This is a genomic window from Kaistella antarctica (assembly GCF_900109615.1).
GTDB classification, from domain to species: Bacteria; Bacteroidota; Bacteroidia; order Flavobacteriales; family Weeksellaceae; genus Kaistella; species Kaistella antarctica.
In genome coordinates, this window is record NZ_FOIX01000002.1 from 24379 (window position 1) to 50507 (window position 26129).

A 26129-nucleotide genomic window follows, 5' to 3' on the forward strand; every position below is an offset into this window, starting at 1 on the left:
CCGTCTCAGCAATGAGGCGGTTTTTTTGTGGAGTAAAACCAAGAACAGGAACTAAATTTTATTGATTTAGAGTTGATATGAATTTCATCTTAAATCGAAAAAAAACTCCGGAAAAGATCCGAAGTTTTAGTTTATGATATGGTCAATAGTTATTCAGGTTTGTATCCATCTTTCAAGGTGACCGTTCTATTGAAAACCAGTTTTTCTGTAGAAGAATCTCGGTCTTTGGTGAAGTATCCGATTCTTTGAAATTGGTAATGATGACCGATTTCGGCTTCTTTTAAACTTGGTTCTGCAAATCCTTTCACGGTTTTTAAACTTTCTGGATTAATGAATTGCAAGAAATCAACATCTTTCTCAGCATCTGGTTGTGGTGTTGTAAACAGTCGATCGTAAATTCTTACTTCAACTGGAATTGCATGTTTGGCTGAAACCCAATGCAAAGTGCCTTTAACTTTTCGCAGACTTTCTTCCGTTCCACTTCCAGATTTACTTTTCTCATCGTAAGTTGCATAAATAGTGGTGATTTCGCCATTCTCATCTTTATCTACGCTTTCTGCTTTGATGATGTACGCAGATTTCAACCGAACTTCGCCGCCTAATTTAAGTCTGAAGAATTTTTTATTTCCTTCTTCTTTAAAGTCTTCCCGCTCGATATACAATTCTCTCGAAAACGGAATTTCTCTCATTCCTGCATTTTCCTGTTCTGGGTTATTTTCTGTTTCCAGTAATTCCTCTTCATGTTCGGGATAGTTGGTAATCACTAATTTCACGGGATCAACAACTGCCATCACTCGAGTCGCAATTTTATTTAAATCTTCACGAACAAAAAATTCAAGCAGTTGAATATCAATTAAGTTTTCTCTTTTGGCAACACCAACTCTATCGATGAAATTTTTAATCGAAGTAGGCGTAAAGCCCAATCTTCGCATTCCAGAAATGGTTGGCATTCTAGGATCGTCCCAGCCAGTAACTGCGTTTTCTGCAACTAATCTTTGTAGTTTTCGTTTAGACGTAATCATGTAAGAGACATTCATTCGTGCAAATTCACGCTGTTTATTTCTTACCAACTCTTTATCATAAACTTGATCCAAATACCAATCGTATAACGGACGGTGATTTTCAAATTCTAAGGAACACAAAGAGTGTGAAATTTGCTCTATATAATCAGACTCACCATGCGCCCAATCGTACATCGGATAAATTTTCCATTGTTCGCCAGTTCGATGATGGGCTCTTTTTAAAATCCGGTACATCACAGGATCACGCATATTCATATTCGGAGAGGTCATGTCAATTTTTGCCCGAAGTGACATTGCACCTTCTTCGAATTCTCCGTTTTTCATTTTATAAAAAAGTTCTAAACTTTCTTCAACTGGGCGATTTCTAAAAGGAGATTCAACGCCATCTTCAAAAGGAGTTTTTCTTTGTTCCGTAATTATGGCTGATGGTTGCTCATCTACGTAAGCTTTACCATCATTAATCATTTGAACAGCCCAATTATATAACTGATCGAAATAATCAGAAGCATACAATTCCTGGTCGTATTTAAAACCCAACCAATCGATATCAGCCTTAATAGAATCTACAAATTCCTGTTCTTCTTTTTCAGGATTGGTATCATCAAAACGCAAATTCACGGGAGCGCCATATTTTTCCCCCATACCAAAATTGATACAGATAGCTTTCGTATGACCGATATGTAAATATCCATTTGGTTCTGGCGGGAAACGAAAACGCAGTTTATTTTGAGGAAAGCCGTTGGCTAAATCTTCTTCTATAATTTGCTCAATAAAATTGAGGGATTTTTTATCTTCTTCCATGGGATTGTTCATTCGGCAAATTTAGTGAAAAGTGTGTAAAAGAAAAAAGCAGAAAATCAGCTCATTTGAGAAGAATTAAATAAGAATAGAAGCACTTTTTAAGCTTAGTTTGTTAATTTGCCATATTATAAAAACATTTACTCAATTTTATGCTGACCCTCTCAGCGAGTTACGTTATTGAGTCTGTCCAATGTCAATAAAGATGCTAATTTATGACTGAATACAGGTGCAAATATTTGTTCAATTATCTAAAAATCTGCATCTTCGTAGTATAATAAAAATTTCTTATCGCTTCATCCAAAAGCTTAACTCCCATTACATTAAAATGCAATTCAATTTTATTGAGAGGTTGTTTTTTTGTATTGTTACTTTTGACATCTTCGCAGTTGTCTGCACAAATCTTTTTCAAGGGTGAAAGTAAACTGACACTTCAAGGTGATGCTAAGATGTACGGAGATACCGTTGTCTATCATCAAAGCAAAAGTGAATCAGCAGAACAACCTTCAAATCACGCTGTAATTTATCTGGTAAATGGTGCCAGTGTAACTGATCTCACTCAACGCTCCAAGACAGAGCTGATCTATATATCTGTACCTGAGAACTCTCCAGCAGAAAAAAGTCCCGTCAAAAAGGATTTAGCTAAAGTTAAAGTTCTGCCGCTTAAGGTTGCCGAGAGGCAGTATCATGTTCCAAAAATCACCTATATTTTTAATCTTCCCACTAGCGATCGTGATTTTCATCAAAAATCGAAGTCAACTGTTTTTGCTTTTTTAGGAAGTACCAATTACTGTAAATCAAAATTCCAATCTTCCGTCTTAGATACAGGTCATAAATTTGTATTTAATTTCCGCACTCAAAAATCGGAATTAGGATGGTACGTGCGTAATAATTCTATTTCTAGAAGTGTAAATTCATTCTACACACGACCGCCGCCGTTTCTGGCGCTATCTTAAATCCTTATTCATTTTAAAAGCTATCACCACAATATTGATTGTTGGCGGTAGTTCACACTTTTTAAATTTAATTTAATGAACAAATTATATCTACTAAAAAACAATTTTAGTTTTAAATTAGGCTTGGTTGCCATTCTCTTAATCTTTAGCAGCAATCAACTTTTTGCAGATGGCTCCAAAGATCTTTTTCCGCTTGGTAAAGCTGGAATTCGAGCTGCGTTGCGATCAAGTACATCAGTTGTAACGAATTATCCATTTCCAACCACCGGAACCCATTACGTTTACGCAAAAGTCGGCGAAAAAATCACTTTAGCTTCAAGCGCTCAACTCGCGGGAAACGTTTCTGCAATTCAATTGTATGATCCTTCCGGAACAATAGTAGTTAATGACGCAACTAATAATGGGTTGATTGCAAATCGTGCTGCAGAATTGGCGGGCCCACAGCTCAGTGGGACACCAACTGGCGGGACATACGCTCCGATTTATTACACGGTTCCTACTGGAGGTACCGGAATTTACCGCGTAGAATTTCTGGCCAGAGGTACTGCTGATGGTGCCGCGGTTACTATTGCCGACGGTCCATTTGTTCAAGCTTCTAATTCGTCCATCATGGCCTGGGACATTTCTGTTATCAATGATTTAGGAACTTTATTTGTAAAAGGACGTGTTTACAGTAACGTCTTTAATTTAAATAATGGAAGTAGTGGTGGAGAAACTAACGGATTTAATGGTCTCATGTATGTTTTAACAAAAGATGGTTATACCTATAGAGTAAATAACAATGGAAATAATGGTTTATATTTTACTTTTTTCGTAAACAATAATGGTTTTGTAAATCCCACTACAAAAATACCGCTCTACAAAAGTTTAAATTTTTCTAATATAACCGGTTCTAACGTACAAGATCCTAGGGTTTCGGACACTACCTCGCAGATTACCCATAAAATATTTTATGCTTTGCCAGCACCAAATTTACCCACAACTGCAAATGGATCTGTTCCAGGAGGATCTACGTGGTTAAATGGCTCAGCGGCCATTGCAAATGTAACTGGTATTTCCCTAACTGGAGTAGAAGGTGTGCCGGGTCAGGTGAGTAATAAAGGTGGTTTTGTTAATTTTACAACGAATGCTCAAGGAAATTATTTAATTACTATTAAAAGTATCGGCCTACCTGCATTTGTAACACGCACCCTTAACGCGGCGGCGACAAATGGACCCAATAAAGTTTTATGGGACGGAAAGGATGGAAACGGAGCTTCTTTACCCTCAGGAACTTTCCCAGCAGAAGTTACGGTTCAGTTTCAGGGAGGTGAAGTACATTTCCCTTTTATTGACATGGAGTATAATCAGAAAGGTTTTATCCTGGAACTTTTGGAGAATGGAAATCTTAATAATGTGGTTACTGATAAAGTTTATTGGAACGATACTGACGTAACAAATGGTACTAATGGTACTAATGCTCCGAGAGGAAGATATTCTGACCCGAAAAATAATAGCCATTTGTCTCCTACAAATAGTCTCGGAATTAAAAGCAATGAGAATGGTCACATATGGGGGCAGGGAGGATCTGGAAGTACCAATTTATTTGGCGATAACAAATCTATCGATACCTGGACTTTTATAGTAGGAGAGAAGGTTACAATTACCACCGCAATCAATGTGCGAATTGCAGATTTACTTATTTCTCAAGTCACTGCAGATAAAACGATTGTCAATCTGGGCGAAACCCTTCTTCTCACGGTTAAAGCTAAAAATAATGGACCCGATCCCGTAACTGGTTCTAAGTTCACATTTACTTTGCCTATTGGTTATGATCGACAAAGTTTAACATTTAATGGTAATGGATGTGGTACGCAAGCGCTTGCAATTTCTTACGATGTGGCTACGAGAACGTATAGTTCTAATCTTAATTTGCCAAATGGTTGCGAGATTACCTACACTTTTACGGTAAAAGTTTCCGCCACTGCACTGACCGGAAATCAAAACTTTAAAGCCACTATTTTACGTCCGAACGATGTAACTGATCCAGATGCAACTAATACTGATATAAACGTTCCGCCAACTGATGCCCAATATGAATGTACCAATAATGGATTGGGTGGCAATTGTAACAATATCAAGTCAACAGATGTTTTTTACCCGCCATGTTATGAAGCGCCAAGTGGTCTAGGCTTGGGAACGGATACCAAAATGGGAATTACCTTATTAAGCAGAGCTGGAAATGATGATGCTGATAAATGGCCAATGGTTCGGAAATCAGGTCACATTGCTTTAGAATCTAACTCTCGAGGTTTTGTAATTACCAGAATCGCAAAAGTAAATCTTGGTTTCATAAATCCTCCACAAGAAGGAATGATGGTGTACGATACTACAGACAAATGTCTGAAATTGTATTCTGATGGCGCTTGGAAATGTTTTTCTCAATCAGCGTGTCCATAATAAGACGTCATTGTTTATTAATGAATTAGAACTTTTAATATTAAAGAAAAAAATAATGAAAAATATATTTTCAATTTTCCTGCTCGCAATTTCGTCTACCGCATTTTCGCAGGTCATTATCGGTGATGCTGTTGGAACCGCAACAACTAAGGCTGCTGTTTTATTGGATTTTGCTGCGGGGCAAAACAAAGGAATCATCCTGCCATATGTTCAGACCTTACCTTCTGGACCTGGCTTGGTCGAAGGAACAATCTTGCTTGATGCCAGAAATCCTTTGAAAGCAAAAGTGTTATACTATAATGGAACTCCAACATGGTTTGATCTCAGCAGCAGAAATGAAGCTGACATTTCCTCCAAATTAACTATTCAGCCGACTACTATTAAAGAAGATGTAAAAGCAAGAGCTATTATCGGAGCAATAACTTCTGAGGCGGATGGGGTGTTAGTTTTGGAATCCTCAACGAAAGCAATGGTGCTTCCGATGGTTGAAAAAACGGCAGATGTTAAGGATCCAGCTCCTGGAATGATGGTTTATGTGAATAAAGCAGGCGGAAAAAGGTTAGCTGTTTTTAATGGCGCTAACTGGACTTTTTGGAAGCCCTAAGAAGTAACGAATAAATTAAAACTATCTATTACAAGTTGTAGAAGAAGGATTAAAAAACTCTTTTTCTGCAACTTTTTTTTTGTTTTTAATTACTTTTAAATATTAGTGCGACTCAGGTTTGTGAGTGGTTTCTCTCTACATTGTTTTGGTTTCTAAAGGTTTAACATTTTTAAATCCTGGAGAAAACACTTGGTTTCGCCAAAAAAATGTAACTTTATTTTCAATAAAAACAACCATAAAAACACAAAGCCATGTCTGTATTTATTTTAAGCAACCGAAGAATCCTGATGGAAAACGGTAAAGAATCTTTTTCGAATGAAGAAATTTCTTTGCCAAATTTTAGAATCGCAAAATGCAATTTCGACGGCTGGAAAGAACCGACGAAAGAAGAATTAAAGAAAAAAAACTACAAGGGAAGAGCTATTTTAAATTACAAAATACTTTCGGAACCGCAGAAAAGCGGTTATCAAGACGTGTTGGAAGTTCTACGAAAAGAGAAAAAATTAGCGGAATCAAAGTTGACCAGCGCCAATCTTGGTGGAACTCAGAAAATGTTTTATGATCTCTACAAAGAAATGTCGGCCACCAAACAAAGAAATGATGTTTTAATTTTCATTCATGGTTATGCGTATGATTTTGATGAAGAGCTACAGTCAATTCTCGAGTTGAAAAAAATGTACATCGATAATCCGTCATCGCCAGTGAATCATATTTTGTTCATTAGCTGGCCAGCTTCGAGCTCTGTTTTTCCGCTCACTTATTTTGATGATAAAGCCTCCAGCATTAATTCTGGAAATTCTCTGCTTCGATTATTTTATTTTTATATCCAGTTTATGAAAGATATTTTCTCTGAGAAAGATCTAGCTCCTTGCCATCAGCGAATTCATATTATTGCGCACAGTATGGGAAACAGACTGTTGCAAAGCATGCTTTACAGTTTGAAAACCGAAAATATAACCCGCGTGATCGATCAGGTAATCTTGCTAAGTGCTGACGTAAGTTTTAGAGTTTTCGAAGAGTCGGAGGAGTCCTTCGTCAAACTTCCGAAACTAGCGAATCGCGTTACGGTTTATGTGAATCGGAAAGATGCCGTTTTAGCCATTTCGCAATTTTCCAAAAATATCCTTTCGCCACGTTTAGGTAAAATGGGTCCCAGTACATTTTCTAAAATTACAGATATCATCTCCGTGGTCGATTGTACGGAGGTAAAAAATGACCTTAAAACATCTTTTAAATTTCAAGTTGGCAGTCATTGGAATTACTTGTCCAGCTCTGAGGTGCAGGGAGATATTATCGCCGTCTTGAATGATATCGATCAAAAATTGATTGCAAAACGCAAAAAGATGGGAGACCAATCCTATTTATTAGCTTAAAAAACTTTATTTTATTATTTTATTTTACACAAAAAACTTTTCACTTCAATTCTATATCCACTTAACTTTTCAAATAAGTTTTGTGAGTAGCCAAAAATATTCTTATTTAAAACTATTGATTATTTTAACCTAGTAGTGTTTTATATAGTATTTTTTACCCAATTACTAGAATGTGGTAAGAAATATTATTCAAAGCTTTGATTAAAAATACCATGAGTTTAAATTTAAATAAATCTCTTTTAATTAAATTGAGATGTATTTTATCCATTTCTATAATCTTTAATTATCTTTTTTTTCGTTTTAAAAAATTAGTGGATTGCTTATTGCTCTTACACTGTTGAAAGACAATAAAAATATTGTTATATAAGGTGTTATACGGTTTTTTATGATGCTTATATTATTTGGAAAATACCGATATGACAAAACTCATTTAACATAATAAATTTATTTCGGTAAAAATGGTGTAGATTGCACCTTCAATTCAAGGGGAGTTTCTCCCATCATCAACACAAATTTTGAAAGGTAAATAACAAGAAAATTTAACTGTATGTTATGCAGCGACGAATAATTTTTTTCACTTTAGCCTTTTTATTATTTTGCTGTCCTGTAATAGGTCAGCAACTAAATAATTACGTCAAGATAACTGATGTTTTCGGGAATGAAAATCCAGTCATAGACTGTGCTTATCCATTAACTGGGAATTGTTTAACACTTAAAACAACGGTCCCGGAATTTTATCAGACCACCTCCTATTCAGTTTCAACTGCAGAATTTTTTCCCTACGTTGCCTTTAACGCAGGAACAGCACTTAAAGTCGATGCTGACGATTCATTCACAAACAAAGTAAAAATTCCGTTTAATTTTTGTTATTTCGGTAATAATTACAGTGAAGTAGTCGTAGGGAGCAACGGCGTAATTACATTTGATACCAATCAATTAGGAAAAATAAATTACCCTAATATCGATTATCAAATTCCTAATATTGCACTTCCGAAAAACATGATCTTCGGGGTTTTCAGCGATTTAGTTTTTTCTAACGATAATGATTCTGAAATTTATTACGCTGTGGTTGGGACTGCGCCCTTTCGGAAATTTATTGTCAACTTCTACAAAGGAAGAATTCTAGGATGTACTGATACCTCAACTTCCCAGATTGTTTTGTCGGAGGGAACCAATACGATTGAGGTTTTTGTGGAAACTAAACCGCTGATTTGTGCGACGGCAAAATTTGAGAATTCTCTCCTGGGAATCATTAACGCCGATGGCTCATTGGGTTATTCGCCCCCTCAAAGAAATACAGGTAATTGGCAGGCACAAAATGAAGGGTGGAAATTTACGCCAGCTGGAGCATTGATCATTCCGGAAATTACGTGGTATGATTCTAATAAAGAGATTATTGGAAACGGTGAAACGGTCAGCGTTTGTCCTGAAAAAGATGAAGATTACTCCGTAGAAGTTAAATATAATATTTGCGGCAATTTGGATTTGATTTTGAAAGATACCTCTTCCGTAACATTTGCGACAGATTACCCAGTCGCCAAAGATTTTACAAAAATTTTCTGTGGGGGAACCTCCTTTAATGTGGATCTTAATACTAACGAATACTTAAAAGAACTTACGCCCAAAAATTCAGATAATTTTGTTTTTAAGTTTTATAATTCGGAAGAAGAAGCAATACTGGGCGGGGATTCGGAAGACACGAGTTTTGTATTAGATGCGAATAAAATTTTTTTCGTGCGCGTGGAAAATCCTGCAGATCCCAATTGTTTTAGGATATCAACCTTGAACCTTCAATTGATTTCAGGAAGTTTACCCACTAGCCTTCCGATTTGTGATATTAATAATGATGGCGTAGAAAGTAATTTTCAACTTTCTAACTTTAATTCAAAATTATTTTCCTTTCCTTTAAATGGAACGGTTCATTATTTTCTATCTCAAGCAAATGCTGATGCGAATTTAAACGAGGTTAAGACCGCTAATTTAACAGATAATTTTCAGCTTTACGTTCGCTACAAAACTGGAAGCTGTAGTCAGACTTTTGGTCCTATTACCATAAAATTTAATCGCGCACCGATCATCAATTCGCCTATAGATTATGAAATTAAATCCTGTGATTATCTGGGTGACGGTACGGAGCCATTTGAATTTAATACTATTCTAGGAGGATTAGTAACCTCAGAGCCAAACGCCACGTTACGATTTTATGCAACATATCAACAAGCATTTGTAGGAACGGGTTCTACATTGACTACGATTAGAGAGGGACTGTATCAGGTTTTTGTGCGCGTAGAAATACCCGGCGGTTGCTTCAGTATTGGTACCATTAATCTTAATATTAAGTTTACAAAAATTTTAGCCAAAGACGATACTATTTATATTTGTTTTGATGGTATTCAAGATGTAGATGTTAATTTGAAGGACTATGCATCTGCCATGTTGTTGCAGTCTCCAATTGGTATTAATACCACATTTTTTCAATCAATGGCTGCTGCAGTAGATCCTAAATCTATTCCCATCTCAAATTTACAAACGATTACTGATAACGGGAATTTAGTTTCAAAAACATTCTACGTGAAATTTTCGGATGGGTCAGATTGCTATGCGGTAAAGGCGATTAAAATTAATCTGGTTCATGTAATCATTAAACAATCAAAGTTTGAAATCTGTGATGTTTATAATGACGGCCAAGAAAATGTGGTAATTTCTACCTTAAGCAAAGACATCCTGGGTGGACAGAGCGGTACTGTCTATTATTTTAAAACTCGCGAGGATGCCAACTCCAACTTTAATCTTAATGCTCTAACAAACTACATTGTTCAAGAGAGAAGTCAACTTTTTGTGAAAATCGTTTCTTATACTTGTTCAGATATATTTCCAATCGACATCGTTCTCACGCCAACGCCTGTGATTAAAGAAGCTGTGAAGATTGTGTTGGATTCCGTGTGTGATAATAACAATGACGGCTTGGAACCATTTGATTTAACGAAATATGAGAAGGAAATTTACAAGGGCGCTAATACCGTCAACTTTCAATATTACACAGGCTATAATCCTACAAATAATTCTTTAACTGGCTTAATAGCAAAACCAAAAGAATTTATAATTCCGAACGCCACCGTTGTTTTCGTAAAAGTTTCTGCCGGCCGTTGTTTTTCTGTGAGTAGGCTAGATATTGCGTTGAGCTTTTTACCAACGATCGTTCTAAAACCTGCAGTACTGAGAAAATGTGATTACAACTTTGATCTCAATGAATCTTTTAATCTGGCAGATGCTCTGCCCCAGTTATTTATTGACAGCGAAAATTCTCTTGCCTTGGCAGATATAAAGGTTACATACTATCTCACAAAAGTTGCCGCAAACCTTGGGGCTCCTGCGGCAAGAATTAGCTCAACGGTCGTAACCAATAAATCAGAAAAGAGTGTTTGGGTGAGATTTACGTCGCCCATGGGCTGTTATTCTGTAGCGCCAATTGAACTTAAGACCTATGTTCCACCGAAAGGAAGAAATTCTGTCATCAGTAATCTATGCGACGACAACCTCGATGGCTTAGTAGATGTTGATTTAACCGACTTTACCGACAAAATGGTTTATACCGCACATCCGGAAAATATTTTCACTTTTTACTATACTAAATCGGAGGCGCAGTCTGAAGCCAATGCTATTAAAAATCCAGAGAAATTCAGCTTCAATCCCTCTGTTACCAGAATTTGGGTGCGGATTCAAGTTATTCCGGGATGTTTTGATACGGCCTTTATTGATCTTAGTTTCGGTACAAAGATTACCATAGACAGGTCCAAACCTTTTATGATTAATGAATGTGATCAAGACAATGACCGCATCGAAAATATTGATCTAACGCGTTTAGAAAAAACGATTTATGCAGGAGCTACATTTGAATATTATCCCACTGTTTTAGACATTAATAAGGGAACCAACAGAATACTTGATCCGCATGAATATGCGTTTACTGAAAATTCGGGACCTCAAAAAATTTATGCGAAGGTTAGCGCAGCGGGCTTTTGTCCAGAAAAAGTTGAAATTAAACTTAGCTTAAAGAAAACTCCAATGTTCAGCTTGCCAGCATATGATTTCTGCCCAGGTGGTTTTGTCGATATTAATCCCGATTTTCCAGCCCTCGATCTTGTAAGTTTCGAATGGATAAATCCCGCAGGAAATGTGGTTTCAACAAGCAAAGAATTGAAAGGAGTAAAAACCGCTGGCATTTATACCTTAACAGTTACCGCTTCAAATAACTGTTTCTTTACTGGTGATGTACTTGTAAAAGAATATGAAGGTCCAGTCATTACCAACCTTATCCCGAATGGGAATTCCTATACCGTCATCGCCACGGGAAGTAGAAAAATACTTTATTCCATTGATGGTATTAATTATCAGGACACCAATGTATTTTATAATCTTCCTCTTGGAGTAACAACTTTCTATGTTAAATTTTTTGACTCCACTTGTTTGCCAACCATCAAAAAAGGTTTGGTTCTCGATATTAAAAACGCTTTCACTCCAAATGACGACGGTATTAATGACACCTGGATCATCGATGATTTGAATGTTTTTGGAGGCGAGAAAACAAATCTAAAAGTGTTCAACCGATTCAAGGAGAAAATATACGAACAGGAAAGTGCAACTCGCCTGGTTTGGGACGGTAAAATCCATGGACGAATCGTTTCTTCAGATTCGTATTGGTATGTTTTGACCATGGCAGATGGTCGAGTTTTTAATGGTTGGGTTTTGTTAAAGAATAGAAATTAATTCTTATAAACTTTCTGACTGGCTAGTTGCAAATTCTCAACTCCATTTTAACTTAGAGAAATTTCAGTTCAATACCTTTGCACCATGAAATTATACGATATCATCATTATCGGTGGCGGACCAATTGGCTTAAACTGCGCCCTGGAAGCACAGAAAGCTGGATTGTCTTACCTGATCATTGAAAAGGGAACAATTGTCAATTCGCTGTACAATTATCCTTTATACATGACTTTCTTCTCCACGGCTGATAAATTAGAAATTGCTGAAATTCCTTTTATCACCACCGCTCCAAAACCTGGTAGGAGAGATGCTTTGGAATACTATCAGGGAATTACCCGTCAGAAAAGCCTTAATATCAACTTGTATGAAAAGGTTTTAAAAGTCAGCCAGGACCAGAATTTCTTGGTGGAAACTTCAAAAGCAACTTATCAAGCTAAAAAGGTAATCATCGCCACAGGTTTCTATGATCTTCCCAATTTAATGAATGTCAAAGGAGAAGATTTACCCAAAGTAAACCATTATTATTCTGAGCCTTATCCTTATGCACAACAGAAGGTTGCCGTTATCGGCTCCAGCAATTCTGCCATCGACGCCACGCTGGAAACCTATCGAAAAGGAGCAGAAGTCACCATGATTATTCGCCATTCTGAGATTTCAAAAAGTGTAAAATATTGGGTAAAACCAGACATCGAAAATCGGATTAAGGAAGGAAGTATCGCTGCTTACTTTAATGCTGAGGTTATAGAAATTACGGCACATGCAATTATTTTTAAAGATGAAAACCAAAAAATCCAGACGATAGAAAATGATTTCGTTCTCGCAATGACTGGCTATTTACCCGATTTTGAATTTCTAAAAAATGCTGGAATCGAATTGATAGGAGATTGCTTAAATCCATTGTATAATGAACAAACGATGGAGACGAATGTTCCTGGTTTGTATTTAGCAGGAGTGGTTTGCGGTGGAAAAGACACGCACCTTTGGTTTATCGAGAACTCCCGTATTCACGCCGAAATTATTGTGAAACATATTTTAGCATCTTCGAATTGATTTCGTGGTAAGGCTGTAATTTATTCAATATATTTGATTGATCTTAAAAAAAAACTTCTTAACCATATCTTATGAATAAAATAATTTTCGCACTCCTGATTTCGGCAACTGTAGGTGCACAGAATTCAGCTGATGACAAAATGAATATTGTGAAAACCAATGTCACCGCGTACGCCTTCCGCAACGTAAACCTCACGTACGAGCGAATTATTAATCAGAAGTTTTCTGTCGCCATTGGCTTTGGATCCATGGGAAAGGGCAGTGTTCCTTTCAGTAAAAGTTACATCAAAGATACCGAGCTTTCAAATGTTGAAGTCTCGCTCACCAATTTCACGATCGAACCCCGAATATATCTGGGTAAGGGCTACGGACATGGTTTTTATCTGGCGCCATATTACCGATACACTTCCTTTAATGCTGATAACATTGTCTTAACTGGAAATTATGGTATGGGCGACGTTCCTCTTAAGATTTCTGGTAAAGCCAGCGGAAACAGTGCGGGATTAATGGTTGGAGCTCAGTGGTTTTTAGGTAAAACCGATAACTGGGTTCTGGATTTCTGGATGGCAGGTGGTCATTATGGCAAAGGCAAAGGAGATTTCAGAGGAACTTCTAACAGAACGTTGAGTCCAGCGGAGCAACAGGAATTAAAGAAAAAAATTGACGGTCTGGATATTCCATTCGTAAAATACACGTCAACAACCGACGCAAATGGCGCCAACATTCTTGTTGACGGACCGTGGGCCGGAGTAAGATCTGGTCTTTCTGTAGGTTATCGTTTTTAAGAAATTTTCTTATTATAGATTGAAGTTCTGACCCTTTAAATAAAAATAAAATTCAACTTTGTCAAAGATTTTAAACTTTGACAAAGTGACTATCTCATCATTAATTCGTCGCCATGCAACACCAATCGGGTTTCTAAATTATTAGTAAACAATCCGCCCGTTCCTAAGCCTTGCGGGATTTTTGGGTTTTTGGTAAAGACATATTGTGCAATCGCATTCAGGCCGAGATTACTTTCTAAAGCAGACGTAATCCACCAGCCGATTTTTTTAGCTTCGGCAAATGAAATCCATTCATCTGTTCCGGAAAACCCACCAACTAAAGAGGGTTTCAAAATAATAAACTGTGGATTGATCTTTTCTAGAAGTTCTTTTTTATCATCGAAATTTAAAACGCCGATCAGTTCTTCATCTAGCGCAATTGGGGTCGGCGTATTTTTACAAAGTTCAGCCATTTCCTCAATATTCCCAGCTTTAATAGGTTGTTCAATCGAATGAATATCTAAATCTGCGAGCTCTTGCAAAACAATTTTCGCTTCTTCAAAAGTAAAGCCTCCGTTTGCATCGACTCTTAATTCGAGATCCTCTTTTCCGAATTTCTCTCTTAGTTGTTTTAAGATTTCTTTCTCAGCTTTCCAGTCTATGCCGATTTTCAGTTTGAGACAGTGAAAACCTTGGTTTAATTTTTCTTCGATTTGCTGCTTCATAAAATCTGCCTCGCCCATCCAGATTAAACCGTTGATTTTTAAAGATGAATATCCTTCTGAAAATTCGCTCGGGAAATAAAGATCTTCGCCGTGTTTCAAATTCAACATCGCCTGTTCGTAACCAAACCAAATCGAGGGAAAGTGCAGCAATTCTTTGCGCAGCGTTTTCTTATTCTCATTGATGTTGTCGCACAGCCATTTCAGCATTTCTTCGTATTCGGGAATATCCTCAAAACTTAATCCTCGGAAAATTCCACATTCGCCGATTCCTTTTTTATCACCGTCAAAAACTTCCAAGAAATAAGTTTCTTTGGTCGTCAAAACTCCACGGGAAGTTCCGCTGGCTTGTTTGAATTCTAGAATATATTGTTTAAAAGTTGCTGTTTTCATAGGTAATTAAATAGAAAAGAAAGTATCAGATTATTTTGTTAAAATCTAATTTCATTAGTGGTAAAAACCTTCCTTTGATAGAAGATTCCCGTTGGTCGTAAGTTATAAATCCAAATTTTTTATAAAAATTTTCGGCGTTTGGATCCGCCTCTAAAATTATATCGCGGGTATTCGATTCTTGCGCTCTTTTCAAAAAATCATTTAATAACAATTGGCCAAATCCTTTGCCGATGAAATTTTGAAGTAAAAATAAATGATCCAGTTTTAAATGAACGTCACTTAATTTAAGACAAGCATAGAACCCAATAATTTCATCACCTAAAACTAATTGATACGTTTCGTTTTCTGAAACGTATTGCGAGCTTATCGTTAGTTCTTTTTCCCAAGTTGACAATTGCTGTGTCGAATAACCCCAAAATGATTTACCATCCATGGTGATCTCTGTCAAGGCAGAATGATCACTTGGCAACGCTCTTACTATCTTTACTGGTTTCATAAAGTGCGAAGTTTTGTCGGAAGAACGATTCACCCTAGCCCCGATAGAAGCGATATCCTTTTTGTTTTTTGAAGAAAAGCAAAAAGATAAAGCGGATAGCGGGAAATAGCTTCAAAAAAAATAATAGAAATTATATGTCGACGAAGTGAAATTGGCTTAAAAAATTAAGATTGTGGATGTGCGTTTTTCATAAACTCCTCTGCCTTTTCCACCATATCATAACTTCCGCAGAAAAAGGGAACTCTTTGATGAAGTTCGGTTGGTTCAATTTCCATAATACGCTGGAAACCATCAGTGCATTTACCGCCGGCTTGTTCTGCCAAAAATGCCATTGGATTACATTCGTATAAAAGTCGCAGTTTTCCGGTGGGTGATTGCGATGTTGAAGGGTAAATATAGATTCCACCTTTAATCATATTTCGGTGAAAATCAGAGACCAAACTTCCGATATAACGGGACGTGTACGGCCGATCTTCTTCTTCTTTCTGACAAAATTTAATATAATCTTTTACCCCTTGTGGAAAATGAACATAATTCCCTTCGTTAATGGAATAAATGTTTCCAGTGCGCGAGAATTGCATATTGGGGTGAGAAAGGTAATATGTTCCCAAACTCGGGTCTAGTGTAAAACCATTTACGCCATTTCCGGTCGTGTAAACAATCATTGTCGATGAGCCATAGACAACATATCCAGCCGCAATTTGATTAACTCCTTTTTGTAAGAAATCTTCGAGCACCACGGGTGTTCCTGGTTCTGAAACCCTTCTGTAAATCGAGAAAATTGTTCCTACAGAAACGTTTACATCAATGTTTGACGAGCCATCTAACGGGTCAATTAACACCACATATTTACTCAAGTGAGCGTTGGAATGCGTATTAATTTCTATAAAATCGTCATTTTCTTCAGAGGCGATTCCACAGACTACTTCTCTTTGAGATAAAGCTTCGATGAAGATTTCATTGGCCAGAACATCTAACTTCTGTTGTTCTTCACCTTGAATGTTTTGATTTCCGACTTTACCAATGATATCGGCGATTCCAGCTTTGTTCACTTGGCGATTAACCACTTTCGACGCCAGCCGAATTGCACTGAGCAGGCGAGAAAGTTCACCAGTGGAATACAAAAAATCTTCTTGTTTGTCGATGATGAATTCACCAAGAGTTTGAAATGACTGCTCTGACATTATTTTATTTTTTGGGTTGTCACAAACTTCGTGAAATTCTTCCGATTTTAAAGCATTTGTTTTGATTAAATGACAAAAATCAGCGATTAATTTATATAAAGTGAGCAGCCATAAAATTTAAGGACCGCAGAAATTCTTTGTTTCTAAAGCTCAATATGAATCCAAGTTTTTTTTATTCGGTGATAATTAATATTTTTGACCCTCAGTATTTTTCACAGAGATGCGCTCTGAGTGAAATAAATTATTGATATCGAGGAGTTTAGATGAAGGTTTTTAAGTTTGGAGGCGCCTCCGTAAAAGATGCACAAAGTGTAAAAAATGTAGCCCTGGTTTTAGAAACGCAGGGTTTTCAGAATTGTCTCCTCGTGGTTTCTGCCATGGGAAAAACGACCAATGCTTTGGAAAAAGTGGTCGAGGCTTTTTTTGCAAAAGAGGATTACCAAACTGAAATCGAAAAAGTAAAACGCACACATTTAGAAATTTGTCAGGATTTATTTGCCGAGAATCATATTGTTTACGCTGACATTTCAACATTTTTTATTGAGGTTGAATCATTTTTAAAGCGCACGAAGTCACCCAATTATAATTTCGTTTATGATCAGGTAGTAAGTTGTGGTGAGATGGTTTCCTCTAAAATATTAAGTGCTTATTTGAATGAAATTCAGTTTGAAAATACTTGGTGCGATGCCCGAGAATTTATAAAAACCGACAGCAACTATCGCGAGGCAAACATCAATTGGGAAGAGACGGAAGAGAAAATGTCTGCACTGAATCAACACCAATGTTATGTGACGCAAGGTTTCATCGGGTCTGATGATAATAATTTCACAGTCACTCTCGGCAGAGAAGGTTCAGATTACTCGGCTGCGATTTTTGCTTATTGTTTAAATGCCGAAACCATGACGATTTGGAAAGATGTTCCAGGCGTTATGACCGCGGATCCCAGAAAGTTTGAAAACGTCTCGTTGCTCACCCATATTTCTTATGAAGATGCGATTGAAATGGCCTATTATGGAGCTTCAGTTATTCACCCAAAAACTTTGCAACCGCTCAAGCAAAAAAACATTCCTTTTTATGTGAAATCATTTTTGGATCCTAAAAGTTCTGGAACCAAAGTAGGAGCGAGCGAGAAAAGAAGTCAGCAGGAATCTTTTATTTTAAAGGAAAATCAGCATTTGATGCGCATTGCAACCCGTGATTTCTCATTTATTGCAGAAGAGCATTTGAGTCAGATATTCGCACATTTAGCCAAATATAAAATCAAAATTTCTTTGATGCAGAATTCTGCAATTTCCTTAGATTTATGTTTGGAAGATATGTACGGTAAAATTGAGGACTTGAAGCAGGAACTACAAAAAGAGTTCAATACCGAGATTATAAAAAATGTTTCGCTTTATACCATAAGAAATGCTAATTTAGAGCAATTGAATAAGTTTTATCAAAATAAAAAAATATTGCTAGAACAGATTTCCCAAAAAACAATACAGGTTATAACCAACTAATTGCCAATGAGTTTAATTTCTAAAAGTGATTTAATAAAAGCGTCCGGTTTAAGTAAACTGGGATTTTTAAAGAATCCTGCAGCGTCGGCAATTATGCGGCTTACCAGAATTGATAAAGTCAATAAATTATACGATGGACTCAAAGATAAAGTCGGAAAAGATTTTTTCGATTCTTTCGTACGCGATCGTGATTTGAAATATATTGTTTTTGAAGAAGACTTAGCACGAATTCCAAAAACGGGTCCTTTTGTTTTGGTTTCTAATCATCCTCTTGGTGGCATTGATGGCGTTTTGATGACTAAAATCCTCACTGAAATTCGCCCCGATTTTAAGATCATGGGTAATTTTTTATTGGAGAAAATTGAACCGATGAAACCTTACGTAATTTCCGTCAATCCCTTTGAAAATAGGAAAGAGCTTAAAAACAGCTCGTCTGGAATGCGCGAGACTTTAAAACATTTAGAAAGTGGTGGTTGTGTCGGTATTTTCCCAGCTGGCGAAGTTTCAAACCGAAATAATGAGTTTGGCGAAATCATGGATAGGAAATGGGAAAAGCCGGCTTTGAAGTTAATAAAGATGGCCAAAGTTCCCGTCGTTCCTATGTATTTCCACGCTAAAAATAGTCGGCTTTTTTATCAGGTTGCAAAGCTTCATCCTGATCTTCAAACGCTTTTATTACCGTCGGAAATGATGTATAAGCGAGAGAAGCCCATTCGCATTCGATTGGGTAAACCCGTATCTGTAAAAGTTTTAGAAGATCATGATACCATTGAAGAGCTAGGTGAATTCTTACAAAAGAAAATTTATCTTTTGAAATCTTATTATGAAAAAAGAAAATCGCTGGCTGATCGTTTAAATATTCCAAATCTAAGACTCAATTTCCCTTTGCTAAAAGAAGAAAATGTGGTACAGAATATTATTGATGAGACGCCCAGACAGGATATCGTCAACGAAATAGAAACGTTGCAAAAAAATGAAAAAATGCTTTTCCGAAATGGAAATTACGAAGTGTTTTTTGCAACGTATGCCGAAATTCCTTCCATCATGCGCGAGATCGGGCGGCAGCGCGAACTTACTTTTAGAAAAATAGGCGAAGGAAGCAACCTGCCTTTCGACCTTGATGTTTATGATGAGCATTATCATCATCTTTTTCTGTGGGACAGCAATGCAAAGAAATTAGTTGGCGCTTACCGCATGGCGCTGGGTGCTGAGGTGATGAAGAAGCACGGTATCGATGGTTTTTACACGAGCTCTCTTTTTGAATTTGACCCGGAGCTTCGTCCCTTTTTCCGCAAAGTAATCGAAATGGGACGGGCCTATATTTCGACAGAATATCAGCAAAAACCTTTGCCGCTTTTTCTTTTGTGGCGTGGGATTGTACATGTTTGTTTAAGAAATCCAGAACATAAGTTTCTGATGGGCGGCGTAAGTATCTCTGATAAATTTTCTGAATTTTCGAAATCGCTCATGATTGAGTTTATGCGGTCGCACTATTACGACTCTGCCGTGGCGCAATATATTCATCCGAAGCACGAGTTTAAAGTAAAATTAAAGGATCGCGATAAACATCTATTTTTTGATGAGGTAGAATCTGATTTAAATAAACTCGATAAGATCATCGATGATTTGGAGCCAGAAATGCGTTTGCCAGTTTTGATTAAGAAATACATCAAGCAGAATGCGAAAGTTATTTCTTTTAATGTAGATCCCAGTTTTAATGATGCAATTGATGGGTTGATGTATATTAGAATTAGTGAATTACCAGAGAGTACCATCAAACCAGTTTTGGAAGAAATGAGTGAACAAATTCGCAAGGAAGAAAATAATGACGCTGATAATCAATAATATTGCGATTATTTAGGAAAATAAGTTGATTTGATTTGGGAGATAAGGATAAAGTTGTTACTTTTGCACCACTCAATTAACGAAAGGTCTCTTAGCTCAGTTGGTAGAGCAATGGATTGAAAATCCATGTGTCCCTGGTTCGATTCCTGGAGAGACCACTTTAATATCAATCACTTACGATTCTCGTAGGTGATTTTTTTTTGGTGTTGCACGAATTATGCACGATTATGATCATAAGTGCTCATAGATTATAGGATAAAAGATTGAAATCCGTCTACAACATAAATATTTTAACTTACATGTTTGTATATTTACGTAATCGACTAAAAACTTTTAGATGCCACCAAAAGAAGATATAGAATACTACAGTGAGTTTTTAATAAAATTAGTAAAAGATCAAGGAATTTTTCTTGCAATTCTTTTTGTGTTATTTTTAATAGCCTTGTATTTTTTGTGGAAATATTTACTAAAAACTATTGAAAGATCCGTAGAAGAATCATCTGATAAAACGCTAAAAATTTATCAATCATCCATTGATAAAGATTTCTTTAAATTTCAGTCATTGCACGAAAATCAAATAGACGCAATTCATAAAGTTTATCAGGATTTTAATGAATTAAATATGCATATAAATTTCCTCCTTAATGGTGAGAATTTTTCAGATCAAGCGGATCCCAATGAATTAATAAGTCACATTATCCTATTGAGACATAATTTTAAGAAAACGTTTTTTAAAAATAAATTATTATTTAATAAAGATCTGTGTATTAAAATCGAGAGATTAATTCCAAAAGTAGACGAATTTATATCAACTTTTCAAAGTGGGTTATTTCCTGAAATGACTTCTGAGCAAAGAAATGAAAACGCAGGACTAAACGATGGATTTATCATATCAGGAATTTGGAGTGGTGGAACTTTTGAAACTTTATTAAATGAGCTCCTCGAAATAAATACTGAAATTGAGGATGAATTTAGAAAGATTGTTGGCACAGACTGAAAATTAAATACAACAATTAAGACATTTTATTCTTTTCATTAATAATAGGATGATGTAACAGTTTAAAATGAAAAAAAATTATAGTGGTGAAACAAATCAATCAAATCATTCATCTAACAAATTCAAAGGAAGTTTTAAAGTCTATTTTAAAGAATGGGTTTTACACTTCCTATGCTAATGAAATATTCGGTAAAGAAAGTATTCTCATACCTATGATCAGTTTCTCTAATATTTTATTTCGCGATATCGGGGAAAGTGAAGTCGTTAATTATGGTAGTTATGGAATCGTGTTCGAAAGAGATTATGCTATTGAGCAGTTTGATTTAAATCCTGTTATTTATGTAAAAAATCAAAGCGAAATGAGTGATGTTTTTTCATATAACTTCGAAACATCTATTATTCCGCAAGTCTTACATGTAGCAAAAAAATTTAGTATTGATAGCAAAGGGGAAACGTTTAGTAACCATATCAGCATTAAGCCAATTAGTGATGAAGTGAAAAATTTATTGGATACTGTCGATGAAAATGTCAATGACGATTTTTTATTATCAATTCAAAAAATTTTTGAAAACTATTACGTTAACACGCTTAAACAAGTTTTACTATTAAAAGCATTCAAAGTTGAAAATAAAGTTGGAGAGTTAAAAATTGCATATAATGAAAGGGAGTGGAGAAAGAGTTTTTTTGATTTAAATCATATAAGACAATTTAAACCTAATGGAACTTTGAATGAAGAATATGAGATGATAATTAACAAACAAAAACCGCATTTTACTGTAGATAATGTTTTACCTATTGAAGTTGGTAACATTAAATATGTTTATGTCGAAACTGATAGTGAAGTTGAAGAAATGCAACACTTTATAAGAGAAAATTTTGATGTTCCTGTTCAAGTTTCAACTTTGTTAGAATTACAAAAAAGTGAGAACTGATAAATGATACAGTTCTCTAATTCCCTCCATGCCAATTTTTTCTAAGACTGCTAAGCGTAAATCATGGACTGCATTTTTTATATTATTTTAAATAGAAAGAATTAAATGAAGAAAATAACTACTTCGACCAATTTAAATTCAAGAATTAGACTTTTCGCAGATTGGTTAAACAATGGTGGGGTTGAAACTATATGGTCAAAAGATTTAATCGAAGATTTAATCAAAGTTAAATTTGATTCAGTTGGGAATGTTGTTGAATCTACCGTTAGTTCAATTGTTAGAGCTGCCGTTTTAGCTTATGAAGCCACACAAATCACACCTCCACCTTCTTCGTTAGAATTTATGACCGAGTATCAAACTACATTACAAAAAGCATTTTTTTTTGAACAGGTTAATATAGATTCAAAAGAAGAGTTTGACGAAATTTTCGAACTAAATAAAAATTCAAAAGGAATATTGTATCGTGGTGTTAGTGAAGCGAAATTTAGAATATATAGTTCTCTTCAACGATATTGGATAAATGAAAAAATTTATGAGAAGGGGATAGACTATAAATCATTTATCGAAAAAATGATCGTGAATGCTAAAAAACAGCAAGGAAAGATACTTGAAAAATTTTTTAAAAAAAATGGGATAAGTCCAAATAATGATATAGCGGTTTTAAGTTTTTTACAGCATTATGGTTGTCCTACGCCATTAGTTGATTGGACAAATAGTTTTATCAATTCTTTATATTTTGCTACAGAAAGCTTTTCTGAAGACAAAGGAGAAGTTAGAGAAATTGAAAAATATTTTAGTGTCTATTACATAGAAGAAAAAGATCTTATATCTACAAGTTTAGTGAGTATCATTGAAAAGGGAATTCATAAAAAGAAAGAACATCTTAAAAATGATTTAGTAAAAAATGGAGAGTTGGATGGTATAAATGAAATAGAAATGAATAAATTTTTTTCCAATAATAGACTTGAGATGGCAACTAAAATGTTATATCAGAGGGGTTTAATTGATTATTTGACCAAAGTCGAAAGACTAATGACCTTTGAACTTACATATTTTTCTGACCTCAATGAGGGAACTGACATTCAATTTTCTCTAAATAATAGTATGAATATAATAAATCAGCAGGGAGTATTTATATGGAATTCAGATCCTTTTAAGCCAATTGAACAAGTAGGTAACGAACAATTAATTGAAAGGACTGATGTTATTTATAGGTTTTCAAAGTGTTATAATATAAATAAGAACTTGGTTGATTATGTTCGAGAAAAAATTAAAAAAGAAGGGATTGATAAAAATTTTATTTATCCTAATCCAAGTTTAATTGCACAAAACTGTTTTAGTGAAACAATAGAAAATTGTTAACTACTTTTTTTAAACTTTATCGTAAATATTCTTAGATCTATCATTCGCCCCTCCAACGAAACGCCTTGCGATAACCTAATTTTTCTGCTTCTACTATTGTTAGAGCGTTAACTCCACCGTTATTAATGTTTTGCGTAATATCATATTTTTGATCGAACGGTAGATGATATATCTTTCCGTCTTTTCCAATATTACATTTTATCCGCGGATAATTTTTTTCGTAAGGGACAATGACAATTTTTATTTTCAATGCATTTGCGAATTCTAAAGCTCTGTCTGTAAGATCAGTGGTAGTTACGAATATCGGTTGTAAATTATTGTCAAATGGGATTCCAATTTCCTCAAATAAAGTACCTTTAAGACCGATAAGGGAGTGATCGTAGTTGTCTAAGTAATATTTCATAGATGTACCGAATAATTGATTTATTGCATTTTCATGAATTTGTATACTTCTCCTCCAATTTTTGCATTGTATCAGCAAGGTTTCACTTCCTTTCTTGCAAATTAAATCAATCCCCAAATCATTAATTCCCTTTTTTATTCCATGATAAATAACTTTATAACCTTTTTTCTCGTAAATGTGACCGATATATCTCTCATAGTCTGCGCCAACCTCCGATTTATTCATCTTCCTCTTTACATAATTATCTAATGCTTTCTGAAGAATTTCAGTTTTTGACAACTGTTTTTTTTCAGTTTCAGAAACAAGTATATCTATTTTATCTTCAGTTTCTTGGGTGGAGTCATCTAAAAATATGTCGTCAGGAGTAGTATCAATCAAATCTTCAACTTCAGGTATTAAGCTTTCAATCTGTTTCAACTGTAGTTCAAGAGACATGTTTCTTTTTCGTAAGTTTCGATTTTCTCGACTAAACATTATTTGTGCATCTGAACATTTGCTTGCAATCTTATGCACGGGCATTACGATCCGTTTCTTATCTAAAAGAAAGTAGAACTCTGCATATTTGTTTGAAAGCCATTCAACAGAATTAAAAGTTTTATCGTACACATTTTGTAAATTTTGTGTAAGTTCTTCTAATTCATTTTTTTTGTAATTAGTCTCAATTTCTATTTGGTCTAATCTGCTTTTTGTTTGAACATCTAATTGATTCTTCTCTAATTGAATTTTTTCTGCAATAACTTTTAAAGATTCAATTTTTGTCAATGTATCGGTATATTTAGAATTTATTTTCACCTCTAAATCTTTGTTGAGTAGTTTTATCTCATTCAATTTTTTTAAGTAATCGGAAAATTTTTCGCTAAAGAATTTCATCAATTTCATCAATTCTATTTTTTATATTTTGATAATTAGCCTTTTTTGTTTCTAACTCATTTTTATAATTCTGTAATAAAATTTCTAAATATTTTCTTTTAAAAACAAGGTCTTTTTTAAGTAATATGTATTCTTTAATTCTGTTAAAGTAAATAATTAATAATACCACAAGAATAATAAATACGCTAAGGATAATACTCTCCGTATTATCGTCGTTGAATTGGAATCCAAAGAATTTCATAACCATATGTAAACCTGCTTTTAGGAAAGCAAGCACACAGAAAAACGTAAAAACTATAAGAATGATTCCAAAAAAAAAGTCTGTTGCGTTATTTCTTCTCATTATATTTTATAAAAATTACATTTAAATTATTTTAACATAGTTAATGACCCTATTAACTTTACTCTTCTCCACAATCCCACTTCCTCCTCAGTCAGTCCATAAATTTCATGCATCATGCGATCTATTTCCTGATCGGTAGAAATTATCTGAGGTTGGATTTGTACTGCTTTATTTCGATTTGTTATTAAATCTTTCTATACAATAATTTACAATATCATCCACTTCTTCTATCTGCCGTGACGATGCATTACCTCTAACAAAAAACTTTTTCCCTTCTCTCTCTTTTAAAAATGCAGGGAAGGATTGTAATGGTCTAACAGTAACTATAAAAACTTCTTTTTCATCAATGGTATGGAAATCACCTGATATATTGTTTACAACCTTATTTCCTAAAAACTGTGAAATCATGTCATCAAATTCTAATCGAAAAAAGTCATTTTCATTCTTATCCTCGCATAAGGAAAAGTCATTTGAGAGACCTGTGACATTTCCATTGTCTTGGACTCCAATCAATAAAAAACCTCCTTGTGTATTTAGAAAAGAAGCAATGGTCTTAGCAATAATTTGTTTAACACCGATTCCTCCTTGTTTAGTCTTGAAATTATAAAGTAGGGAAGGCTTAAACTCGATCTGTTTTCCTTCACCGAGCTTGATTAAATCCGCAGGTGTAAATTGATCAGTTTCAGATGTAGGTTTATTATTCTCAGACTTTTTAGCGTGATCCCACCAATATTCCTCGTCCATTCCCTCCCAATCGATGGGGGTTTTGAGTATTGTATGAGTGCTTGGTTCGAAATAACTTTCTTCCCATTTACCATTACCTAAGTACCCTTCTGCCCATTCATCTCTATCGTAAAATGATATTTCAACTTCTAACTTATTAGTATTATATGAATTTAGAATATATTGTTGATACTCCCAATCTAAGTTGTTCATTATGGCTTCGAAGTTAGTTCCTCTATACTTTATTCCATGAATAAATAAACTATCTCCGTCATCCACATCCTCATTCAAAGATTTATTTATGATCGCGTAAATTCCAATTTCATTTCCAAAATTGTTCATATAAACGTCGTCACCTTCCAAGAAAATTTTCAAAGGTTCTTCATCTTTGTTAGAAAGTTTAGTTCTCTCATCTTCGTGAAGGATCGCTATGAATTGAGCGTAAAATTTAAATGCGTCATTTCGTGCTATAATAGGATTCTGATTTTCAAATTCCCTCGTTTCTTCAAGAAAATTGAATTTTCCGTCATGAACATTCTTTATAATCTTGATCCTTACTTCGTAATGAATATTTGCCATTTTAT

General features: G+C 35.1%; 19 protein-coding genes and 1 tRNA gene. 13 read left to right on the plus strand and 7 right to left on the minus strand.

The window, feature by feature from the left end:
- Positions 1 to 149 precede the first annotated feature (149 nt).
- The gene (locus BMX49_RS04735; RefSeq protein ID WP_034717500.1) at positions 150 to 1823 is read right to left on the minus strand and encodes a glutamine--tRNA ligase/YqeY domain fusion protein; all 1674 of its coding nucleotides are present in this window, start codon (positions 1821 to 1823) and stop codon (positions 150 to 152) included.
- 386 nt (positions 1824 to 2209) lie between these two features.
- Here BMX49_RS04735 and BMX49_RS04740 point away from each other — a divergent pair, with 386 nt between their 5' ends.
- The 7 genes from BMX49_RS04740 (at position 2210) to BMX49_RS04770 (ending at position 13794) form a co-directional block, all read left to right on the plus strand.
- Positions 2210 to 2776: a hypothetical protein gene (locus BMX49_RS04740; protein WP_034717305.1), complete on the plus strand. Its 567-nt coding sequence runs from the start codon at positions 2210 to 2212 to the stop codon at positions 2774 to 2776.
- A 75-nt stretch (positions 2777 to 2851) separates the two neighbouring features.
- The gene (locus tag BMX49_RS04745) at positions 2852 to 5215 is read left to right on the plus strand and encodes a phage tail-like protein (RefSeq protein WP_051803586.1); all 2364 of its coding nucleotides are present in this window, start codon (positions 2852 to 2854) and stop codon (positions 5213 to 5215) included.
- Positions 5216 to 5270: 55 nt separating this feature from the next.
- Positions 5271 to 5819, plus strand: a complete 549-nt coding sequence (locus BMX49_RS04750; protein WP_034717302.1) for a phage tail-like protein — start codon at positions 5271 to 5273, stop codon at positions 5817 to 5819.
- 251 nt (positions 5820 to 6070) lie between these two features.
- Positions 6071 to 7192, plus strand: coding sequence for an alpha/beta hydrolase (locus tag BMX49_RS04755; protein ID WP_034717300.1), 1122 nt, complete (start codon positions 6071 to 6073; stop codon positions 7190 to 7192).
- A gap of 552 nt (positions 7193 to 7744) precedes the next feature.
- The gene (locus BMX49_RS04760; protein WP_034717298.1) at positions 7745 to 11959 is read left to right on the plus strand and encodes an FIDD domain-containing protein; all 4215 of its coding nucleotides are present in this window, start codon (positions 7745 to 7747) and stop codon (positions 11957 to 11959) included.
- Positions 11960 to 12043: 84 nt separating this feature from the next.
- On the plus strand, positions 12044 to 13009 hold the full coding sequence (locus tag BMX49_RS04765) for a YpdA family putative bacillithiol disulfide reductase (protein ID WP_034717296.1): 966 nt from the start codon (positions 12044 to 12046) through the stop codon (positions 13007 to 13009).
- A 71-nt stretch (positions 13010 to 13080) separates the two neighbouring features.
- Complete coding sequence (locus tag BMX49_RS04770; RefSeq protein ID WP_034717295.1) at positions 13081 to 13794, plus strand: DUF3575 domain-containing protein; 714 nt, start codon at positions 13081 to 13083, stop codon at positions 13792 to 13794.
- An 89-nt stretch (positions 13795 to 13883) separates the two neighbouring features.
- Here BMX49_RS04770 and BMX49_RS04775 read toward each other — a convergent pair whose 3' ends face one another.
- The 3 genes from BMX49_RS04775 to fbp all read right to left on the minus strand — a co-directional run bounded on the left by BMX49_RS04775 (position 13884) and on the right by fbp (position 16568).
- Positions 13884 to 14888, minus strand: coding sequence for an o-succinylbenzoate synthase (locus BMX49_RS04775; RefSeq protein ID WP_034717293.1), 1005 nt, complete (start codon positions 14886 to 14888; stop codon positions 13884 to 13886).
- Between the two features lie 25 nt (positions 14889 to 14913).
- A complete protein-coding gene (locus BMX49_RS04780; protein ID WP_034717291.1) occupies positions 14914 to 15384 on the minus strand; it encodes a GNAT family N-acetyltransferase in 471 nt (156 codons plus the stop codon).
- A 164-nt stretch (positions 15385 to 15548) separates the two neighbouring features.
- The gene (gene fbp, locus BMX49_RS04785; protein WP_034717288.1) at positions 15549 to 16568 is read right to left on the minus strand and encodes a class 1 fructose-bisphosphatase; all 1020 of its coding nucleotides are present in this window, start codon (positions 16566 to 16568) and stop codon (positions 15549 to 15551) included.
- A 263-nt stretch (positions 16569 to 16831) separates the two neighbouring features.
- Between fbp and BMX49_RS04790 the strand changes: the two genes are divergently transcribed.
- The 6 genes from BMX49_RS04790 (at position 16832) to BMX49_RS04815 (ending at position 23206) form a co-directional block, all read left to right on the plus strand.
- A complete protein-coding gene (locus BMX49_RS04790) occupies positions 16832 to 18070 on the plus strand; it encodes an aspartate kinase (RefSeq protein ID WP_034717286.1) in 1239 nt (412 codons plus the stop codon).
- Between the two features lie 6 nt (positions 18071 to 18076).
- Positions 18077 to 19915, plus strand: coding sequence for a bifunctional lysophospholipid acyltransferase family protein/GNAT family N-acetyltransferase (locus BMX49_RS04795; protein ID WP_034717284.1), 1839 nt, complete (start codon positions 18077 to 18079; stop codon positions 19913 to 19915).
- An 85-nt stretch (positions 19916 to 20000) separates the two neighbouring features.
- Positions 20001 to 20073 (plus strand) — tRNA-Phe (locus BMX49_RS04800).
- A gap of 179 nt (positions 20074 to 20252) precedes the next feature.
- Positions 20253 to 20912 (plus strand): hypothetical protein, encoded by a 660-nt coding sequence (locus BMX49_RS04805; RefSeq protein ID WP_034717282.1) that lies wholly within the window; start codon positions 20253 to 20255, stop codon positions 20910 to 20912.
- An 86-nt stretch (positions 20913 to 20998) separates the two neighbouring features.
- Positions 20999 to 21844, plus strand: a complete 846-nt coding sequence (locus BMX49_RS04810; RefSeq protein WP_126337190.1) for an abortive infection system antitoxin AbiGi family protein — start codon at positions 20999 to 21001, stop codon at positions 21842 to 21844.
- A 105-nt stretch (positions 21845 to 21949) separates the two neighbouring features.
- A complete protein-coding gene (locus BMX49_RS04815; RefSeq protein WP_034717277.1) occupies positions 21950 to 23206 on the plus strand; it encodes an FRG domain-containing protein in 1257 nt (418 codons plus the stop codon).
- Positions 23207 to 23246: 40 nt separating this feature from the next.
- Here BMX49_RS04815 and BMX49_RS14760 read toward each other — a convergent pair whose 3' ends face one another.
- The 3 genes from BMX49_RS14760 to BMX49_RS04830 all read right to left on the minus strand — a co-directional run bounded on the left by BMX49_RS14760 (position 23247) and on the right by BMX49_RS04830 (position 26124).
- Entirely contained in the window at positions 23247 to 24488 is a 1242-nt protein-coding gene (locus BMX49_RS14760; RefSeq protein WP_051803584.1) for a restriction endonuclease, read from the minus strand.
- On the minus strand, positions 24466 to 24822 hold the full coding sequence (locus tag BMX49_RS04825; RefSeq protein ID WP_034717275.1) for a hypothetical protein: 357 nt from the start codon (positions 24820 to 24822) through the stop codon (positions 24466 to 24468). The genes BMX49_RS14760 and BMX49_RS04825 overlap by 23 nt, the downstream gene beginning before the upstream one ends.
- A 168-nt stretch (positions 24823 to 24990) precedes the next feature.
- Positions 24991 to 26124, minus strand: a complete 1134-nt coding sequence (locus tag BMX49_RS04830; protein WP_034717272.1) for an AlbA family DNA-binding domain-containing protein — start codon at positions 26122 to 26124, stop codon at positions 24991 to 24993.
- Between the last annotated feature and the right edge of the window lie 5 nt (positions 26125 to 26129).

Bases quoted from the DNA above. Each gene is read 5' to 3' on its own strand.
- BMX49_RS04780 (WP_034717291.1), bottom strand. From the start codon at position 15,384: ATGAAACCAGTAAAGATAGTAAGAGCGTTGCCAAGTGATCATTCTGCC.
- BMX49_RS04815 (WP_034717277.1), top strand. From the start codon at position 21,950: ATGAAGAAAATAACTACTTCGACCAATTTAAATTCAAGAATTAGACTT.
- BMX49_RS04825 (WP_034717275.1), bottom strand. From the start codon at position 24,822: ATGAGAAGAAATAACGCAACAGACTTTTTTTTTGGAATCATTCTTATA.
- BMX49_RS04790 (WP_034717286.1), top strand. From the start codon at position 16,832: ATGAAGGTTTTTAAGTTTGGAGGCGCCTCCGTAAAAGATGCACAAAGT.
- BMX49_RS04795 (WP_034717284.1), top strand. From the start codon at position 18,077: ATGAGTTTAATTTCTAAAAGTGATTTAATAAAAGCGTCCGGTTTAAGT.
- fbp (WP_034717288.1), bottom strand. From the start codon at position 16,568: ATGTCAGAGCAGTCATTTCAAACTCTTGGTGAATTCATCATCGACAAA.
- BMX49_RS04735 (WP_034717500.1), bottom strand. From the start codon at position 1,823: ATGGAAGAAGATAAAAAATCCCTCAATTTTATTGAGCAAATTATAGAA.
- BMX49_RS04755 (WP_034717300.1), top strand. From the start codon at position 6,071: ATGTCTGTATTTATTTTAAGCAACCGAAGAATCCTGATGGAAAACGGT.
- BMX49_RS04805 (WP_034717282.1), top strand. From the start codon at position 20,253: ATGCCACCAAAAGAAGATATAGAATACTACAGTGAGTTTTTAATAAAA.
- BMX49_RS04830 (WP_034717272.1), bottom strand. From the start codon at position 26,124: ATGGCAAATATTCATTACGAAGTAAGGATCAAGATTATAAAGAATGTT.
- BMX49_RS04765 (WP_034717296.1), top strand. From the start codon at position 12,044: ATGAAATTATACGATATCATCATTATCGGTGGCGGACCAATTGGCTTA.
- BMX49_RS04775 (WP_034717293.1), bottom strand. From the start codon at position 14,888: ATGAAAACAGCAACTTTTAAACAATATATTCTAGAATTCAAACAAGCC.
- BMX49_RS04760 (WP_034717298.1), top strand. From the start codon at position 7,745: ATGCAGCGACGAATAATTTTTTTCACTTTAGCCTTTTTATTATTTTGC.
- BMX49_RS04750 (WP_034717302.1), top strand. From the start codon at position 5,271: ATGAAAAATATATTTTCAATTTTCCTGCTCGCAATTTCGTCTACCGCA.
- BMX49_RS04745 (WP_051803586.1), top strand. From the start codon at position 2,852: ATGAACAAATTATATCTACTAAAAAACAATTTTAGTTTTAAATTAGGC.
- BMX49_RS14760 (WP_051803584.1), bottom strand. From the start codon at position 24,488: ATGAAATTGATGAAATTCTTTAGCGAAAAATTTTCCGATTACTTAAAA.
- BMX49_RS04770 (WP_034717295.1), top strand. From the start codon at position 13,081: ATGAATAAAATAATTTTCGCACTCCTGATTTCGGCAACTGTAGGTGCA.